The organism is Streptomyces sp. NPDC037288 (assembly GCF_055603265.1).
The window spans coordinates 222,958-239,633 of record NZ_JBVJVY010000005.1; the positions used below are offsets into that span (position 1 = coordinate 222,958).

Here is a 16,676-nt window from a genome sequence, read left to right on the forward strand (position 1 = left end):
TCCCGCCCTGGGGAAGGAGGGGGTTCAAGAACCAAGCGGGGGGGAACAGGGCCTTCTCCAGGAAGGGGCACCCCACCAGGTTTTGCGCCCCCCGCCCCCCCCCCCCCCCGCCCCCCCCACCGTCACGCCGAGGCCGGTCGGCGCTGGTCACCGGCGCGCGTGTGACGGGTGCGGGTGCGTTTCGTCTTCCTTCCCGGTGACCCTGCGCGGCGTCGCCGGCTCGGGCAGGGTGCGCAGCAGCAGCCAGCTGAGCGCCGGTATCAGGACGAGCGGGGCGAGGGCGGTCCGCAGGGACGTGGCGTCGGCGAGCCGGCCGATGAGCGGGCTCACGAGACCGCCGACGCTGACGGCCAGACCGAGGGTGATCCCGCCGGCCGTGCCGACCCGTGAGGGCAGGTAGTCCTGGCCGAGGGTGACCTGGAGGGAGAACGGCACGTACAGACCGGCGGACGTGAGCGCCACGCACGCGTACAGCCCGGGGCCGGGGACGCACACCACGCCCGCGACCGCCGGCACCGAGACCAGATACGACCAGCGGCACACCGTGACCCGGTCCCACCGCTCCGCCAGCGCGCCGCCCAGCACCGAACCCACCGCGCCGCCGAGATAGAGCACGAACAGCGCGACGGTGCCGGATGCCGGGCCCCCTCCCACTCGTCGGGCGGCGTACAGGGGGAGAAAGGTGCTCAGCCCGATGAACACGACCGAGCGGCAGACCACGGCCAGCGACAGCTTCACGAAGGACGCCGTGTCGTCGGCCTCGGCCACCGGCACCGTACCGGCCCGGACGGGCGGCCGTCGCTCGGGTGCGCGCAGGACGGCCACGCACAACGCGGTCCCGATGAGCGCCGGCAGCACCAGCAGCGGCGTCCGGTGCAGCCCGCCCGTGCCCACGACGGCGCCGACCAGGAGCGGGGCCAGGGCGAAGCCCACGTTGCCGCCGAGCGAGAACCAGCCCATGGCGCTGTGTGCGCCCGCGGCCGCCTGCCGGGCGACCCGGGCGGACTCGGGATGGTAGGCGGCCACGCCGATCCCGGACAGCGCCGCGCACCACAGGGTGAGGGCGTAGGAGCCGGCGAGCCCGCTCAGCGCGATGCCGGCGCCGGCCAGCAGCGTGCTGACGGGCAGCAGCCAGGGAACGGCCCGGCGGTCGGTGAGGGCACCGAAGAAGGGCTGCGCCACGGAGGACAGCAGGGAGGCGGCGAGTACGACACCGGAGGCCGCGGCATAGCCGTAGCCGCGCTCGGCGACGAGAAAGGGGATCAGGGACGCGACGGCGCCCTGGTAGACGTCGACGCAGGCGTGCCCGGCGGACAGCAGGATGATCGATGTGTTCCTTCGCACCCCGTCATACTCCGACCCGGACGGATGTCGAACTTCCGATAATCTGCCAGGTGATGACGAAAATCCGCCACGAGCCGACGGCTCCCACACGCACCCGGCGGCTGGCGCCCCGCGCGGCGATCGGGGCCCACCGGCACGACGACCACCAGATCGTCTACGCGGGCCGGGGCGTTGTGGCCGTCACCACGGACGCGGGTTCCTGGGTCGCCCCGGCCACCCGTGCCATCTGGGTGCCGGCCGGCACGGTCCACGCCCACGAGGCGCACGGGGAGCTGGAGCTGCACCTGGTCGGGCTGCCGGCGGCCGAGAACCCGCTGGCCCTGCACGCGCCGACCGTGCTCGCCGTGGGCCCGCTGCTGCGCGAGCTGGTCATCGAGTACACCCGGACACCGGACGACGGCAGCGCCGAACGAGCCCGGCTGCGCGCGGTGTTGCTCGACCAGCTGAGGGCCTCGCCGCAGCAGCCCCTGCACCTGCCCACGCCCTCCTCGCCCCTGCTGCGCACGCTGTGCGACATCCTGCGCGCCGATCCGGCCGACGGCCGCACCCTGGCCGAGCTGGGCCGGGAGATCGGGGCGAGCGACCGTACGCTGTCGCGGCTGTTCCGCGGCGACCTCGGCATGACGTTCCCGCAGTGGCGCACCCAGTTGCGGCTGCACCACGCGCTGGTCCTGCTGGCCGAGCAGACTCCGGTGACCACGGTGGCGCACCGGTGCGGCTGGTCCTCGGCCAGCGCGTTCATCGACGTCTTCCGCCGCACCTTCGGCCACACACCGGGCTTCCGCCCGAGGGACACCGGAGGGCCGGTCGGCTGACGCCGGCGCGGCGTCAGGGGCATGCCGGGGGCGTCGGACGCCGCTCGGTCCGCAGACGGAGGCGGGCGGAGATGCTGCGGAACGCGGCACCCCGCGCCGCCACCTGGAACAGCGCGCCGAAGGAGCACCGCGCACCGTTCATGGCGAAGAACCCTCCCGGGGCCCTCCGCGCCGTCCAGGGTCGCGCGGTACGGCGCCGGCGGCCCGAGCAGCCGTACGCACGTGCGCGGGCGCCCGTGCCCAGGGGGCCGCCCGCGTGGCTCGGGCCGCGCGGGAGCGGTTCGCGAGCGAGGATGACGAAGGGGAACAGCCGGCTGGGAGGCGGATATGACGGTGAACCGCGTCGGCCTGGTGGTGCACGGCGGCCGCACCGAGGCCGTGGCCGCCGCACGGGCGGTGCGCGCCTGGTGCGCGGAGCACGCCGTGGGGTGCGCCGACATCGACGTATGGCAGCAGGGGGCGCGGCACAGCGCCCGGGAGGAGGTCGACGCGGCGGGCGATCCGGACCTCGTCGTCACCCTCGGCGGCGACGGCACGTTCCTGCGCGGCGCCCGGCTGGCGGCCGAGAACGACGCCCTGGTCCTGGGCGTCGACCTCGGCCGGGTCGGCTTCCTCACCGAGGTCCCGGCCCCGGCGGTGCGCGCGGCGCTGGACGCGGTCCTTGCCGGACGGATCACCGTCGAGAGCCGGATGCTCCTCACCCTGCGGGCGTCGTGCCGGCTGGAGGTGCCCGCGCAGATGGAGGCGCTGCTGCGGTACGGCCGCGGGCCGATGCTGCCGCCGCCCCGGGTGCGGACGGAGTGCGAGACGGGTGACGACTGGGGCGTCGCGCTGAACGTCACGGCGCTGAACGACGTCGTCGTGGAGAAGCTCGCCAGGGACCGGCAGGTGTCGGTCGGTGTCTATCTGGCCGGCCGGCTCCTGGCCTGCTACTCCGCCGACGCGCTGCTGGTGGCGACGCCCACGGGCTCGACCGCGTACAGTTTCGCCGCCGGCGGTCCGGTGGTCTCGCCGCGCGCGGAGGGTCTGGTGTTCACGCCGGTCGCCCCGCACATGGTGTTCAACCGCTCGGTCGTCGCCGCCCCCGACGAGCCGATCGCGCTGCGGATTCTCGAACGGTCCGGCCAGGCCGCCGTCAGCATCGACGGCCAGCTGCGCGGTGTGCTGAGCCCCGGGGACTGGATCGGCGTGTACGCCGCGCCACGCCGGCTGAAGGCGGTCCGGCTGGGCCCGACGGACTTCTACGGCCGGCTGCGCGAGCGTATGAACCTCACCGACGCGCCGGCCGCGCTCGCCGACGGTGAGGCCGCTCCCCTGTGGCCGGTCACCACACCCCCACCGGGCGACCTCGCCCACCTCGCGCTGCCTCCGGCTCCCGAGAGCGGGGCTCTGCCGTCTTGAGGCGGATGGGGGTGCGGGCCTCACGGCTGACGTGGGCGCTTGAGAGAGCCCACGTCGCCTGACCGGTCGACGGTGTCCGCGCCGGGGCATGGGTGACCGGCGGCCTTCCATCCGGGCCTGGTCCCCAGCGGCCGGGTGGCCGAACCACCTTGCTCGCTCGGCTCAGTTCGTCGTGGACGACTCTCGGCGCGGGAGCTTCCAGTTCGGTCGCGGGAAGTGGCACGTGTAGCCGTTGGGATACCGCTCCAGGTAGTCCTGGTGCTCGGGTTCCGCCTCCCAGAAGTCACCCAGGGGCTCCACCTCGGTGACCACCTTTCCCGGCCACAGCCCGCTCGCCTCGACGTCCGCGATCGTGTCCACGGCGACGCGGTGCTGCTCTTCGTCGCCGTAGAAGATGGCGGACCGGTAGCTGCGCCCGATGTCGTTGCCCTGGCGGTCCCGGGTGGTCGGGTCGTGGATCTGGAAGAAGAACTCCAGGATGTCGCGGTAGCTCGTGGTCGTGGGATCGAAGAGGATCTCGATGGCCTCGGCGTGGTCGCCGTGATGGCGGTACGTCGCGTTCGGCGTGTCACCACCGCTGTAGCCGACGCGCGTGGAGACCACACCCGGCTGCTTGCGGATCAGATCCTGCATGCCCCAGAAACAACCCCCTGCGAGTACGGCCCGCTGGTTTTCCACCGTCATCGGTCACTCCTGACGCTCGAGCCCGGCACTGCTGTCGGCGCGCCGGTTGACACGATCACCCTAATACCGGCCACGGACTTAGTTGGTCTAGTCCTCTTGACGGGGCGATTTCCGCGCTGTTTGGTATGTACCAACCACCCGAGCCCGCACGGCGCCACCCTGTGCGCCACCACACCCCTCCACCCCGCCTCCCCACGCCCGAGGGGCGTCCTCAAGGGGGAAATGTCATGCATCTGACAAGATTCGTGAGACGCGCGGCTTCCGTATGCACGCTCGCCCTCACGACCACCGGCACGGCCGTCGCCCTGGCACCCGCCGTCGGCGCAGCGGCGAACAGCGTCTACTCCGTGGCTCCCTATGTCGACATGTCGAACAGTCAGGAAGGCCTGCTCGACAGCGCCATCACCGGGCACCACCTCAAGTCCTACACCGCGGCCTTCGTACTCGGCGAAGGCTGCAACCAGATCTGGGGCGACACCCTCCCCATCGGCAACGACACCTACACCGACCCCGAGATCGCCAGGGCGAGGTCCGAAGGCGCGTCGGTCATCATTTCCTCCGGCGGGGCGAGCGGCGAGCCGCTCGCCTGGACGTGCTCCACCCAGAGCGGCATCGACGCCGGCTACCAGGCCCTCCTCGACGACTACGGCGTCACCCGGCTCGACTTCGACGTCGAAGGCGCCGCCGTCGCGGACACGGCGGCCGCCGCCCGCCAGATGCAGGCGATGAAGGACCTCAAGGCGTCCAACCCGGGCCTGCAGTTCTCCATGACACTGCCTGTGCTGCCGAGCGGGCTGACCGGCGACGGCGTCAACCTCCTCAAGGCCGCCAAGAACGCGGGCATCAGGATCGACGTGGTCAACGTCATGGCCATGGACTACTACGCCGGCACAAGCACCGCGATGGGGCAGGCCGCGGTCTCCGCCGCCAGGGCCACGCTGACGCAGATGCAGTCCGTGGACTCCGGCTACACCTATGCCAACCTCGGGATCACGCCGATGATCGGCAAGAACGACGACGGTTCCACGTTCACCCTGGCGGACGCTCAGACCGTGGAGGACTTCGCCGCGCAGAACGGCGTCGGGCGGCTGGCGTTCTGGTCGGTCAACCGGGACCAGCCGTGCAGCGGAAGCGCCAACTCACTGCCCACGTGCAGCGAGACCGGCCAGAACAGCCTCGCGTTCACCGACACGTTCGTGCCCTATGAGGGCGGTTCGGTCGGCGGGGGCGGAGGCACGACCAGTGACGTCATGACTCCCCGCTCCTCGCCTCGACTCTGGACCGTCTGGACGACCTGGGACTTCTGCCAGACGACGTCACCGTGCACCTGGGCGCCGGCTACGACTCTGACAAGACCCGCGCCCTGCTCGACGAGCGTGGCCTGCACGGCCGCATCGCGCACAAGGGCGAGGAAGCACCGATCCAGGCAAGTCAGAGGTGGCGTGTCGAGAGGACCCACGCCTGGCAGAACGCCTTCTACCGCCTCGCCCGCTGCTACGAGCGCCGGGCGACTGCCATCGACGCCTTCTTCGACCTGGCCGACACCATCATCACCGTTCCTAGCCTGATTCGACGGGCATGGATCACCCACCGCTGGGACGATCGCCCGATCCGGCGCCGATGAGACCACGCCTATCTGGGGACCTCTCGTCGGCGTTGACAGCGAGCTGTCGTCGGTGGTCGGTACGCCGGGCTGCAGGCCATGGGGGTCGAGTGCGCCCGCCGACTGCTATCCCGGGGTGCTGTCTTCGGTCATGGTCTGGGTGCCGATGACGTTGAGGAGCCGGAGCCGGTCGGCGGCGTCGCTGCCAGGAGCGGCGGTATAGGCGACGATGCGCAGATCGCTGCCGGGAGCCGTCAGCACGTCACAGTCGAAGGTGATTGCGCCGACATCGGGGTGATGGACGGTCTTGGTGTCCGACTCATGGACGCCCACGATGCCCGTGTCCCACAGGCGTACGAAGTCGGTGCTGACACCCCGCAGGTCTTTGATCAGGGAGCGCAGGTCGGCATCGGCGGGGTAGCGGGCGGTCGCCGCCCGGAGATCGCCGACCACGGCCGCCTCGAACCGGGCCTCCTGCTGGGGGGTATGGCTGACCCGGCTGGGCAGACCGGCGAAGTGCCGCCAGACGATGTTGCGCTCGCGTCCGCGCAGCGCGGACAGGTCTCCGAACAGGGCCGCCCACAAGGGGTTCCACAGAATCAGGTTCCAGGCGGCGTCATGCACGCTCAGCGGTGAGCCGTCCAGCTGGTCGAGCAGCCTTCGGACCCCCGGTGGAACGTGGGCCGACAGTTGCCCGGGGCCCGGCGCCGGCTGGCCCGCGAGGAGGTACAGGTATTCGCGCTCGGCTGCCGACAGCCGCAGGGCACGGGCCAGCGCGGACAGGACCTGCGCCGACGGGGAAGTGGCCCGGCCCTGTTCCAGGCGGGTGATGTAGTCCACCGAGAGGCCGGCGAGCTGGGCCAGTTCCTCGCGGCGCAGTCCGGCGGCCCGACGTACCCCGCCCGCGGGCAGTCCGACCGTGGCAGGGGCGATCCGGTCCCGCCAGCCATGCAGGGCTCTGCCCAGTTCCCTGGATTCGCTCACCGTCCCAGTATCGCGCCGCCGCGCCCGGACAGCCTGGTACTGCTGGTCCACTGGCTGAGGCGGGCACTGCCTGTTCGTCTGCGGTGCGCCGACGGTGGAGACATCACCGACCCACCGATCACCGGAGTGAGCACATGACCACCACATTGATCACTGGAGCGAACAAGGGCCTCGGTTTCGAGGCGGCTCGTCGTCTGATCGAGGCCGGGCACACCGTCTATGTCGGGGCACGCGATGCCCACCGCGGTCGAACGGCGGCCGAGATGCTCGGCGCCCGCTTCGTTCAACTCGACGTCACCGACGAGGATTCCGTGAAGTCTGCAGCCGAATTCCTCCGCGCGGACGCAGGCCGTCTCGACGTCCTGGTCAACAATGCCGGGATCGTGGGCGCGCGCAAGCCGGTCGGCGAGGTCACCGGGGCCGACATGCTGACCACGTACGACACGAACGTCTTCGGCGTCGTGCGGGTCACGCACGCCTTCCTGCCGCTGTTGGAAGCAAGCGACGCCCCGGTCGTCGTCAACGTCAGCAGCGGTCTGGGCTCGCTGGCTGCGTGCGCCGACCCGAGCCGGGTGGAGTTCCAGGTGACAGTGCTGGACTACAACTCGTCCAAGACCGCGCTGGTCATGGTCACCTCGCAGTACGCCAAGGCGTTCCCCACCGTCCGGTTCAACGCCGTCGACCCCGGCTACACCGCCACCGACCTCAACGGCCACCAGGGCACCCAAACCATCGAAGAGGGCGCGGAGATCATCGTCCGCATGGCCTCGATCGGCGCCGACGGCCCGACCGGCGGCTTCTTCGACAAGACCGGCCCGGTCGTCTGGTAGCGGTCCGGTCGCTGATGCGTGGGCGATGGCAGCCAGCGGGTCGTGTCGTCCGCTGGCCGCTCAGGAAACAGCGCGGCAAATCGGTCCCAGAGCGGGTCGGTCAGCCACGATGGCAGTACAGCACGGACATCCCCGATGATCACAGAGCGTTGCAACTCCAGGATCACCAAGATCTGTGCTGGCTTCGCTGACGGGGCGCCCCGCGCCTATCTGCGCGACCTCTTAAGAGCCTCATTTCAGGACGGCTCTGGTGGGGGGCGGACGCTGTGGGCGATTAAGCGCGGTGTTCCGCCCGTCACGGGCGGAACACCTCGGTGCATCTCGGGCTCGGCCTTCGATATGAAGGCCGCGGCGCTATATTTTGTAAACCTCGATCCCGGTAACGGCGCCGGGGTTGTCTGCGTAGGTGCCCGGGTTCAGAGTGGCCAGCTTGGTGCCGATGTCGCAGCCGCCGGTGACGTGCCAGAGCACTACGCGATAGGACGTCTGGTTCGAGACGGACCGGTTGACCCTTTGGAGGGGGTAGCAGCCGGGTGTCAGAGAGTTGACGTGCCTCTCACCAGTCCTGTTCGGTCCCGTCCATCCACACGCATATCCCTTCGGACAGGTGTTGGGATCAGCCGCCGCGGCCGGTGTGACGAACGTGCCGCCCAGCAACGCACCGGCCACAGCCGCCATCGTCAGACTTTTCTTGAGCATGCTCATACGAAGCCCCGCTATCCTCGATCGAAAGACTTTTGGATCTTAACTCAAAACGCATAATCGCACGAGTATGTGATGTCACGTCACATACTGTGCGCCGTCGAGCACTTGGTACTCCAGCTGTAGATCGTGACCTCGCTGCTTGACTGTGCGTCAGGAGCGTGGCAGGCGTCAGGACGTCGTGAGCGGCCTCGTGAAGGGCGCCGGGCGGACATCGCCTGTGGGTCACGGGTCCGCACGGAAGACGCCGTCCGCACCAGCCGTCAACCGCCCCGCCGCGTGCGGTCCGCCGCCTTCCCCAGGGGCAACGGGCCGCACGCATGCGTAGGGCCGGGGCCGGGGGCGCCGCGGATCAGGCGGTGTCCCGAGTCCGGTCTGCGTCAGGACGCGCGCCCGAGTCACGCTCGGGCAGATAGCTCGCCAGGCCGCGCAGGATGACCTCCAGGCCGATGTCGAACCTCTCGTCGGAGGAGTCGGACGCGATCAGCCCGGCCAGGGCGCGCAGATGGGGGAACTCCGCTGCGGGCAGGGACGCGAAGTAGTCCCGCATCTCGTCGGCCATCTCACGCCAGTCGGGGCGGGCCGGCGAGGAATCGTCACCGCTGTGCCGAGCGGCCCGGTCCCGCCACATGCCCTCCTCCAGGACGAACCCGTCGACGTAGGTGGAGATGAGGTCACCGGCCTGCGCCGCTATACGGTCGGGCAGCCCCGCGGTGCGGAAGACGGCGAGCAACGCCTCGACATGCGGCAGGAGTTCGGTCGTGAAGGGGACGTGGGCCATGGAGATCCTGGCCATGTCCCGGTGGGACAGCAGGCGTTGGCGCCCCGAGCGGGCGTAGTCCCGCACCTGTTCCCGCCACCGCTCCGGGTCGGGTTCGGGCAGCGCGAAGCCGTCGAAGAGCCGCGTGTACATCAGCTCCAGGAGGTCGTCCTTGGAGCTGACGTGGGCGTAGAGGGCGGAGACCGTGACCTCCAGCTCGGACGCCACCTGACGCATCGACAGCCCGTCGAGCCCCTGGCGGTCCAGCACGGTGAAGGCGGCCTCGACGACCCGTTCACGCGACAGGGGTACGCGCCTGGGCATCACGTGGCTACGCGCACGCCGCTCCCGGTCCCAGGGGGACGCCGGAGGGGACGTGCGGGCGTCGGCGGCCTCATCGGTCATGGGGCCAGTCTAGGCATCGTGGAGAACAGTGTTCTCCTGCAGTGAGCGGCGTCCAGCCCTCCCAGACGCGATATATCTTGTCTCGGCGGCAAGGTATGCGCTATATCTTAATGAACGCCGTTCTCTTGTCGAACACTGTTCTTCCCAGGGGGTTCCGATGTCCACCACCGGTGTCGCGTCCGTCGAGACGCCCGCCGACTCACCAGCGCCCTACCGGTGGCGCTGGGCTGCACTCTTCGTGATCCTCGCGGCCGAGGTGATGGATCTCCTCGACGCCGTCGTCACGAACATCGCCGGCCCGTCCATGCGGGCCGACCTCGGCGGCGGCGCCTCCACCCTGCAGTGGCTCGCCGCCGCGTACACGCTCTCGATGGCTGTGGGGCTCGTCACCGGCGGTCGGCTCGGGGACATCCACGGGCGCCGCCGGATGTTCCTGGTGGGAGCCGCCGGCTTCACCGTGGGGTCGCTGCTGTGCGCGCTGTCCGTGTCGCCCGAGATGCTGATCACCGCACGTGTCGTACAGGGACTGTTCGGCGCGGTGATGCTGCCGCAGGGCCTCGGCATGATCAAGGAGATGTTCCCGCCGCAGGAGTCGCAGAAGGCCTTCGGCATGTTCGGCCCGGTCATGGGACTGTCCGCGGTGTGCGGACCGATCCTGGCGGGCTGGCTCGTGGACGCCGACTACTTCGGCACCGGCTGGCGGATGATCTTCCTGATCAACCTGCCGCTGGGCGCCGCCGCCTTCCTCGGTGCCCTGCGCTATCTGCCGCGAGGCCTTTCCGGCACCAGGCCCCGCCTCGACATCCCCGGCATGCTCCTGGTCTCACTGGCCGCGCTGCTCATCATCTTCCCGCTGGTCCAAGGCCGTGAGTACGACTGGCCCGGATGGACGTTCCTGATGATGGCCGCCTCGGTGGTCGTCTTCCTCGCCTTCGGCGCGTACGAGGCACGCCGCGGCAAGGCGGGCCGGGACCCGCTGGTCGTCCCCAGCCTGTTCCGCAAGCGGGGATTCAGCGGCGGCATGACGCTCGGGCTGGTGTTCTTCTCGACCATGCAGGGCTTCATGCTGGTGTTCAACCTCTACACCCAGATCGGTCTCGGCTACTCCCCGCTGAAGGCGGGACTCGTGATGGTGCCCTGGTCGGGCGGCATGATCGTCGGGTTCGGGATCGCTCAGGGTGTCACCCGGTTCGGCCGGGCCGTCCTGCAGGCCGGCGCGCTGGTCATGGCGGCCGGCGTGTTCGGGGTGTGGCTGACCCTCGACATGGTGGGGTCCGGCGTCGGCCCCTGGCAGTTCGTGCCGTCCCTGCTCGTCACCGGCGTCGGGATGGGCCTGCTCATGGCGCCGTTCTTCGACATCGTGCTCGCCAGCGTCGAGCAGCACGAGACGGGTTCGGCGTCCGGCACGATGACCGCGATGCAGCAGCTCGGCGGCGCTTTCGGGGTGGCCGTCCTCGGCACCGCGTTCTTCGGCCTGCTGGGCGGTGGGATCGCCACGGCCGTCGACCACCACTCCGGTGGGCTGCGGGGACAGCTCGCCGCGGCGCACGTCGCGCCCGCCGCTCAGGAGCGCCTCGTGGCGGACCTGCGCACGTGCGCCTCGGACCGCGCCGTGGCCAAGGACCCTGCCGCGACCCCGGCGTCCTGCGCGCGTCTGGAGAAGGACACCCGCGCGGCCGTGACCTCGCCTCAAGCCGCCGCCCGGATACCCGGTGCGCTGCAGGCCACCACGTCGTCGGCCTTCCGCAGCGGTTTCGGCTCCGTCATGAAGACGGTGCTGTGGATCGTCGACGGCATGCTCGCCCTGACCTTCCTCCTCGCGTTCCTCCTGCCGCGCCACGCGCGCCCCGCGGGGTCCGCGGGGCACTGATGCGGGTCTGGCCGGCCTCGGCACCGACGGGCGGCCGGACGCCGGGGAGGACCCGCCCGGCCGCCCCGTCTCCGTGGGGAGGGGCTGCCCGGCCGGCCCGGACACGGACATTGGCCGTCGGACAGGGCGCGGCCTCCCGGACCGCCTGGGGCACACGGGTCCGCCGTCGAGGGATGCCGTGGCCACCGCCGCGCAGGCGGCGAAGGAGTCCGCCCGCTCCGGCCACGGCGCCGTGGCCGGCCCGGTGTCCGGAAGGGCCCCGCGCGACACGCCGCGCTCGGGCACCCGCACCCTCCTGGCCGGTCGGCCACTGCGCCTGCGACGCGCCGCCGTCGCTCTGCACGGGGCGCCGCGTCAGCCCCTCAGGGCCTCGGGGTTGGCGCAGTGGGCCAGTGGCTCGCCGCGGAGGAAACGGGCCGCCTCTGCGGCGACGATCCGGGCGGCCTTGTGGGCGACCTCGCGGCTCGCCCCGGCGATGTGCGGGGTGAGGATGACGCCCGGGGTAGACAGCAGGCGCGAGCCGGCCGGTACCGGTTCGACGGGGAACACGTCGAAGCCGGCGGCTGCCAGATGTCCCGAGTCGAGCGCGTCGCACACCGCGTCGTAGTCGACGAGGGCGCCCCGGGCGCAGTTGACGAGGACGGAACCGCGCGGCATCGCCGCGATCTGGGATTGCCCGATCACGCCCCGGGTCTCGTCCGTCACGCGCGCGTGCAGGGAGACGATCCGGGAGCGGCTCAGCAGTTCGTCCAGGGACACGAGCCGTGCGACACCGTGCACCGCCTCCGGCGCCACATAGGGGTCGTGGACGAGGACCGTGGCCCCCATCGCGGTCAGGACGCGGGCGACGCGCGAGCCGATGGCACCGAAGCCGACCAGGCCCACGACCGAGCCGTCGATCTCGACACCGCAGCGCGTGTAGTCGTAGTAGTCGCCACGCCAGGTGCCCTGCTTCAGGTCGGTGTGGACGTCGCCGATGCCGCGGGCGGCGGCGAGAAGGAGCGCGAGGGTGTGCTCCGCCGTGGCGACGGCGTTGCGGCCCGGGGCGTAGCAGACGGCGACGCCGTGTCGGGTGGCGGCCTCCAGGTTGGCGTTGACCGGTCCGCCCCGGCTGACGCAGAACAGCTCCAGATCGGGGCAGGCGGCCAGCACCCGTTCGGTGAGCGGGGCCATCTGGGTGACACAGATCCGTACGCCGCGCAGCGCCTCGATCATCTCCTCCTCGGTTCCGGACGCCTCGTCGACCTCGGCGACCTTCCCGAACGGGGTGTGAGGCCACGGCAGTTGGAGCTGCCGGAGGTCCAGGTCGGGGCCGGCGGGCGTGGCGGCGCGCAGTTCCTGTGCGAGCAGCCCGGGCAGGACGAAGTGGTCGCCGGCGGCGAGGACGGTGGTGGGCACGGTGGTTCTCCCGGAGAGCGAGGATCAGCGAACGGGTGCGTTGAGGCGGAGCAGGGACGCCTGGCCGTCGCGCAGCCGCAGTTCGGTCAGGGCGCCGTTGTGCAGGGCGGGGAAGACCTGGCGGTAGCGCGCGAGGGGAATGCCGAGCAGCTTGCACAGCACCAGGCGCAGCAGGGTGGAGTGGGCCACGACGAGGACACGCCCGTCGGGGAGCTTGTGCGCGGCCTCCTGAAGGCAGTCGACCGCGCGGTCCGCCGCCCGGGCGGGATGTTCTCCGCCGGGCAGGTGGTGGGCGACCGGGTCGGTGAGGAACGCGGCGAGCGCCTCGGGGAACACCTCGGCCATCTCGGCGCGGGTGAGACCGTCGCCGCGGCCGAAGTCCACCTCGTACAGGCGCTCGTCGGCCCAGGGCGTGAGGCCGAGGGCGGTCGCCGCGGGCTCGGCGGTCTGCCGGGCCCGGGACAGCGGTGAGCAGAGCACGGCGTCCAGGTGCTGTCCCGCGGCCCACGCCCCCAGTTCGGCGGCCTGCCGGCGGCCGAGTTCGGTGAGCGGCACGTCGGTACGGCCCGCGTAGCGGTTGTCCGCGTGCCAGACGGTCTCCCCGTGGCGGACGAGGACGAAGTCGGTCACTGGAGGGCCTTTCCGCGCGCGTGGTCGGCCACGGCCGGTGCCAGCCAGCCGCGGCGGACGAGCGCGTCGACGAAATCGAGGTAGACGGGGAGCAGGCGGGCGGTACGGGCGGGGTCGGGGTGGAGTTCCTCGCGCAGCCGCACCATGGCGCCCGCGGCCTCCTCCAGCGTGACGCCCGAGGCGGTGGCGGCGAGCACCGCCATGCCGAGGGCGCTCTCGGCCTGCTCCGGCAGCCGGGCGGGGCGGCCGAGCGCGTCGGCGCGCAGCTGCGCCCAGTAGCGGTTGCGGGCCCCGCCGCCGGTGAACGTGAGCGGGCCGTCGACCGGTGCGCCGAGGTGGTCGAGGTAGTCGAAGCAGAGCCGTTCGAGCAACGCCACGCCCAGCAGGCAGGCGTGGAACTCCTCCGCGTCACCCGCGGGCTCGCCGAGGACGAAGGACTCGGCGGCGGGGGCACGGAACGGGAAGCGCTCGCCGCCCGAGCCGACCAGTGGGTAGACGACGGCGGTGGAGCCGGTCGCGGCGGCCCGCGCGGTCAGCGTGTCGAGGTCGGCGCGGCTCGCCGAGGGGAAGCGGTGGGTGAGGACACCGGCGCCGCTGCTGGAGGCGCCGCCGGGCAGCCAGGTACCGCCGGGGCCGCGGTGGCAGTAGACCACGCCGCCGGGATCGCGGACGAGGTGGGGGCTCGCCCCCTTGAACACCAGGGTGGTGCCCAGCACGGAGTTCCAGGAGCCGGGGGTGAGCACGCCGGCTCCGATCTGCGCCGCGCACCCGTCGGTCATGCCCGCGGTGATGAGGGTGCCGGCGGGGATGCCGGTCGCCTCGGCGGCCTCGGCGCACACCGTGCCGAGGACCGTTCCGGGCCGTACGACGTCGGGCAGCAGCCCGCTCGGGACGCCGAGCGCGTCCAGTTCGGCCTCGGGCCACCGCTCGGCGACCAGGTCGTAGCCCGTCTTCAGGGCGTGGCTGGCGTCGCTCGGGACCTGGTGCCCGGCGAGCCGCCAGGTGATCAGATCGGCCTGGTGCAGCAGGCGGGCGCCCGCCGGAACGCCCCGGCCGCCCGGTCGGGTCGCGCCGTCGGGCCGGGTCGGGTCGTCCAGCAGCCAGAGCAGTTTGGGCAGGGCCCAGGACGGCTGCATGGCGCGGTAGCCGAGCTTCTCCCACACCGGCGCGCCGCGCGTGTTGACGCGGTCGGCGTACGTGTCGGCCCGGCGGTCGTCATACATGAGGCCCGGGGTGAGGGGTGCGCCCGCGGAGTCGGTCAGGAGCACGGTCCCGGACGTGGCGTCCACGGCCAGGCCCCGCACCCGGCACGGGTCGATGCCGGTCAGGGCCTCGCGGCTGGCGGCGGAGAGTGCGGACCACCACTGCTCGGGGTCCTGCTCGTGGCGTACGCCGTCGCGGCGGCCGGTCAGCGGACGGGAGGCGGTCCCGAGCAGCCGGCCGGTGCCGTCCACGGCGACCGCGCGGGCGCTCTGGGTGCCGAGGTCGAGTCCGAGGTGGACGGCCTCGGATGACAGGGCGTCAGACATGTGGGGCCTCCGGGGTACGGGCCGGGGAGACGGCCGGTACGGCAGCGGGCGACGGGGCGGGGGCAGCGGCGGGCGCGGGGGCCCAGCCGAGGGAGCGGGCGGCGTCGCGCCAGGTGAGGTACGTGTCGTAGAGCCCGTCGTAGAACGCGGCACGTTCGGGGTCCGGTTCCCAGTTCGCGCGCATGCGGACGTACTTGGCGGCGGCGCTGTGCATGCTGCTCTCCGCACCGGTGAGGACGAGACCGGTCAGGAACGCGCCCTTGGCGCCCAGTTCGGTGTCGGCGCCGCGGGCCGTCGGCACTCCGGTGACGTCCGCGATGAGCCGGCACCAGGCGTCGCTGGCGGATCCGCCGCCGCACAGGCGCAGTTCGTGGACGCCGGTCCCGGACGCGGCCAGGCAGTCGCGGACGACGAGGGACAGTCCCTCGAAGACGGCGCGGGCGACGTGGGCGGGGGTGTGGTCGAGGGACAGACCCCAGAAGGCGCCGCGTGCGTGCGGGTCCAGGAACGGGGCGCGCTCACCGGCGGGCGAGAGGTAGGGCAGGAACGCCAGTCCGCCCGCGCCCGGTTCGGTGCCGAAGGCGAGTCTGCCGAGGGCGGCGGGGTCCTCGACGGCGAGGGTGCGGCAGGCCCAGTCGAGGACCTCGGTGCCGGAGAGGGTGGGGAAGGCGCGCAGGATGCGTTCTCGGCCGCGATAGGCGATGTTGATGCCGCACGGCTCCCCGCCGGTGTCCGGCTCGCGGGTGACGATCTCGGTGCACAGGGTGGTGCCGAGGATGGCGCACGCCTGGCCGGGGTTGACGGCTCCGGCGCCGCGGGCGGTGGCGGCGATGTCATAGGGGGCCATGACGACGGGCAGCCCGGCGGGCAGGCCGAGTTCGGCGGCGGTGTGGCGGGTGATCTCGGCGATGCGCTCGTGCTCGCCGAGGATCCGTGGCAGCAGCGGCTCGGCCCACTTCATCGCGAAGAGGTCGAGGATCACGGGGTCGTACGCGCCGGTGGTGTGGTCGAGGAAGGGCGCGGAGGCGTCGGACTCGTCGATGGCGGTGACCCCGGTGAGCTTCAGGAACAGCCAGCCGGCCGCGGTCAGCGCGGTCCGGGAGCACCGCAGTCGCTCCGGGTCGTGCTCGGCGAACCAGCTGAGCACCGCGTTCGGCATGCCGCTGCAGGTGAGCGAGCCGTTGCGGCGGAACGCCTGCTCCAGGACTCCGTCGGCCTGCCAGCGGGTGAGCAGGTCGCCGGCGCGCCCGTCGGACCACAGGATCGCCGGGCCGGTGGGACGGCCGTCGCCGTCCACCAGCCAGCAGCCGTCGCCCTGTGCGGTGAAGCTCACCAGCCAGACGGGGTCCTGGGCGGGGCCGAGCTGGGACAGGACGCTGCGCACGGTGTAGACGACTCCGTTCCACACCGCGTCCATGTCCTGCTCCGCCCAGCCGGGACGGGGCCGCATTACCTCGGTGCCGATGCGGGAGACAGCCAGCTCCCGGCCCTGGTCGTCGAACACGACGGATTTGATGACCGAGGTTCCGACGTCGATGGTGAGAACCGACATGACTGCAATACCTGCCCCTTCACAAAGGCCCGCGCCCGCGGAACGGACCCGTCGGATCGAACGGTCCGGCACGGGCGGCTCGCAGAAATCAGGAAACGCGGCTCGGAAGGGGTCGTCAATCGGCCTCGCGACTTATCCCGCGGCCGGGCCCCCGTGTCGTGTGAAATCC

Annotated in this window: 13 protein-coding genes and 2 pseudogenes; 5 read left to right on the plus strand and 10 right to left on the minus strand. The window is 71.9% G+C overall.

The window, feature by feature from the left end:
- Window positions 1–147 precede the first annotated feature (147 nt).
- Window positions 148–1,344 (minus strand): MFS transporter, encoded by a 1,197-nt coding sequence (locus ACZ7GZ_RS08515; protein ID WP_471022102.1) that lies wholly within the window; start codon window positions 1,342–1,344, stop codon window positions 148–150.
- Window positions 1,345–1,397: 53 nt separating this feature from the next.
- On the opposite strand from ACZ7GZ_RS08515, the gene ACZ7GZ_RS08520 reads away from it, so the two are divergent.
- Window positions 1,398–2,159 (plus strand): AraC family transcriptional regulator, encoded by a 762-nt coding sequence (locus tag ACZ7GZ_RS08520; protein WP_471022103.1) that lies wholly within the window; start codon window positions 1,398–1,400, stop codon window positions 2,157–2,159.
- Window positions 2,160–2,486: 327 nt separating this feature from the next.
- Window positions 2,487–3,560: an NAD(+)/NADH kinase gene (locus tag ACZ7GZ_RS08525; RefSeq protein WP_471022105.1), complete on the plus strand. Its 1,074-nt coding sequence runs from the start codon at window positions 2,487–2,489 to the stop codon at window positions 3,558–3,560.
- A gap of 162 nt (window positions 3,561–3,722) precedes the next feature.
- On the opposite strand, the gene msrA is transcribed toward ACZ7GZ_RS08525, so the two are convergent.
- Window positions 3,723–4,244 carry a peptide-methionine (S)-S-oxide reductase MsrA gene (gene msrA, locus ACZ7GZ_RS08530; RefSeq protein WP_471022107.1) on the minus strand — a complete coding sequence of 174 codons (522 nt, stop codon included), beginning with the start codon at window positions 4,242–4,244 and terminating at the stop codon, window positions 3,723–3,725.
- Between the two features lie 1,249 nt (window positions 4,245–5,493).
- Here msrA and ACZ7GZ_RS08535 point away from each other — a divergent pair.
- Window positions 5,494–5,868: pseudogene (locus ACZ7GZ_RS08535) on the plus strand (transposase); the annotation flags it as partial.
- Window positions 5,869–5,973: 105 nt separating this feature from the next.
- Here the strand turns inward: ACZ7GZ_RS08535 and ACZ7GZ_RS08540 are convergent.
- Window positions 5,974–6,831 (minus strand): helix-turn-helix transcriptional regulator, encoded by an 858-nt coding sequence (locus ACZ7GZ_RS08540; RefSeq protein ID WP_471022108.1) that lies wholly within the window; start codon window positions 6,829–6,831, stop codon window positions 5,974–5,976.
- 134 nt (window positions 6,832–6,965) lie between these two features.
- On the opposite strand from ACZ7GZ_RS08540, the gene ACZ7GZ_RS08545 reads away from it, so the two are divergent.
- Window positions 6,966–7,661 (plus strand): SDR family oxidoreductase, encoded by a 696-nt coding sequence (locus ACZ7GZ_RS08545; protein ID WP_471022111.1) that lies wholly within the window; start codon window positions 6,966–6,968, stop codon window positions 7,659–7,661.
- Between the two features lie 4 nt (window positions 7,662–7,665).
- Here the strand turns inward: ACZ7GZ_RS08545 and ACZ7GZ_RS08550 are convergent.
- The 3 genes and pseudogenes from ACZ7GZ_RS08550 to ACZ7GZ_RS08560 form a co-directional block, all read right to left on the minus strand.
- Window positions 7,666–7,777: pseudogene (locus ACZ7GZ_RS08550) on the minus strand (IS5/IS1182 family transposase); the annotation flags it as partial.
- Window positions 7,778–8,015: 238 nt separating this feature from the next.
- Window positions 8,016–8,366, minus strand: coding sequence for a peptidase inhibitor family I36 protein (locus ACZ7GZ_RS08555; protein ID WP_471022113.1), 351 nt, complete (start codon window positions 8,364–8,366; stop codon window positions 8,016–8,018).
- A gap of 349 nt (window positions 8,367–8,715) precedes the next feature.
- Window positions 8,716–9,528: a TetR/AcrR family transcriptional regulator gene (locus tag ACZ7GZ_RS08560; RefSeq protein ID WP_471022115.1), complete on the minus strand. Its 813-nt coding sequence runs from the start codon at window positions 9,526–9,528 to the stop codon at window positions 8,716–8,718.
- A gap of 157 nt (window positions 9,529–9,685) precedes the next feature.
- Here ACZ7GZ_RS08560 and ACZ7GZ_RS08565 point away from each other — a divergent pair, with 157 nt between their 5' ends.
- Window positions 9,686–11,398, plus strand: a complete 1,713-nt coding sequence (locus tag ACZ7GZ_RS08565) for an MFS transporter (RefSeq protein WP_471022116.1) — start codon at window positions 9,686–9,688, stop codon at window positions 11,396–11,398.
- A 354-nt stretch (window positions 11,399–11,752) separates the two neighbouring features.
- Here the strand turns inward: ACZ7GZ_RS08565 and ACZ7GZ_RS08570 are convergent, their stop codons facing one another.
- From ACZ7GZ_RS08570 to ACZ7GZ_RS08585, 4 genes are read right to left on the minus strand one after another with little or no spacing between them, the layout of a single operon-like run.
- Complete coding sequence (locus ACZ7GZ_RS08570; RefSeq protein ID WP_471022118.1) at window positions 11,753–12,796, minus strand: 2-hydroxyacid dehydrogenase; 1,044 nt, start codon at window positions 12,794–12,796, stop codon at window positions 11,753–11,755.
- A 24-nt stretch (window positions 12,797–12,820) separates the two neighbouring features.
- Window positions 12,821–13,426: a histidine phosphatase family protein gene (locus ACZ7GZ_RS08575; protein WP_471022120.1), complete on the minus strand. Its 606-nt coding sequence runs from the start codon at window positions 13,424–13,426 to the stop codon at window positions 12,821–12,823.
- Window positions 13,423–14,955 (minus strand): FGGY-family carbohydrate kinase, encoded by a 1,533-nt coding sequence (locus tag ACZ7GZ_RS08580; protein ID WP_471022122.1) that lies wholly within the window; start codon window positions 14,953–14,955, stop codon window positions 13,423–13,425. The genes ACZ7GZ_RS08575 and ACZ7GZ_RS08580 overlap by 4 nt, the downstream gene beginning before the upstream one ends.
- Complete coding sequence (locus tag ACZ7GZ_RS08585; protein ID WP_471022123.1) at window positions 14,948–16,507, minus strand: FGGY family carbohydrate kinase; 1,560 nt, start codon at window positions 16,505–16,507, stop codon at window positions 14,948–14,950. The genes ACZ7GZ_RS08580 and ACZ7GZ_RS08585 overlap by 8 nt, the downstream gene beginning before the upstream one ends.
- Between the last annotated feature and the right edge of the window lie 169 nt (window positions 16,508–16,676).

Coding starts and splice junctions, on each gene's coding strand:
- ACZ7GZ_RS08520 (WP_471022103.1), top strand. CDS start 1,398: ATGACGAAAATCCGCCACGAGCCGACGGCTCCCACACGCACCCGGCGG.
- ACZ7GZ_RS08525 (WP_471022105.1), top strand. CDS start 2,487: ATGACGGTGAACCGCGTCGGCCTGGTGGTGCACGGCGGCCGCACCGAG.
- msrA (WP_471022107.1), bottom strand. CDS start 4,244: ATGACGGTGGAAAACCAGCGGGCCGTACTCGCAGGGGGTTGTTTCTGG.
- ACZ7GZ_RS08545 (WP_471022111.1), top strand. CDS start 6,966: ATGACCACCACATTGATCACTGGAGCGAACAAGGGCCTCGGTTTCGAG.
- ACZ7GZ_RS08555 (WP_471022113.1), bottom strand. CDS start 8,366: ATGAGCATGCTCAAGAAAAGTCTGACGATGGCGGCTGTGGCCGGTGCG.
- ACZ7GZ_RS08560 (WP_471022115.1), bottom strand. CDS start 9,528: ATGACCGATGAGGCCGCCGACGCCCGCACGTCCCCTCCGGCGTCCCCC.
- ACZ7GZ_RS08565 (WP_471022116.1), top strand. CDS start 9,686: ATGTCCACCACCGGTGTCGCGTCCGTCGAGACGCCCGCCGACTCACCA.
- ACZ7GZ_RS08580 (WP_471022122.1), bottom strand. CDS start 14,955: ATGTCTGACGCCCTGTCATCCGAGGCCGTCCACCTCGGACTCGACCTC.
- ACZ7GZ_RS08585 (WP_471022123.1), bottom strand. CDS start 16,507: ATGTCGGTTCTCACCATCGACGTCGGAACCTCGGTCATCAAATCCGTC.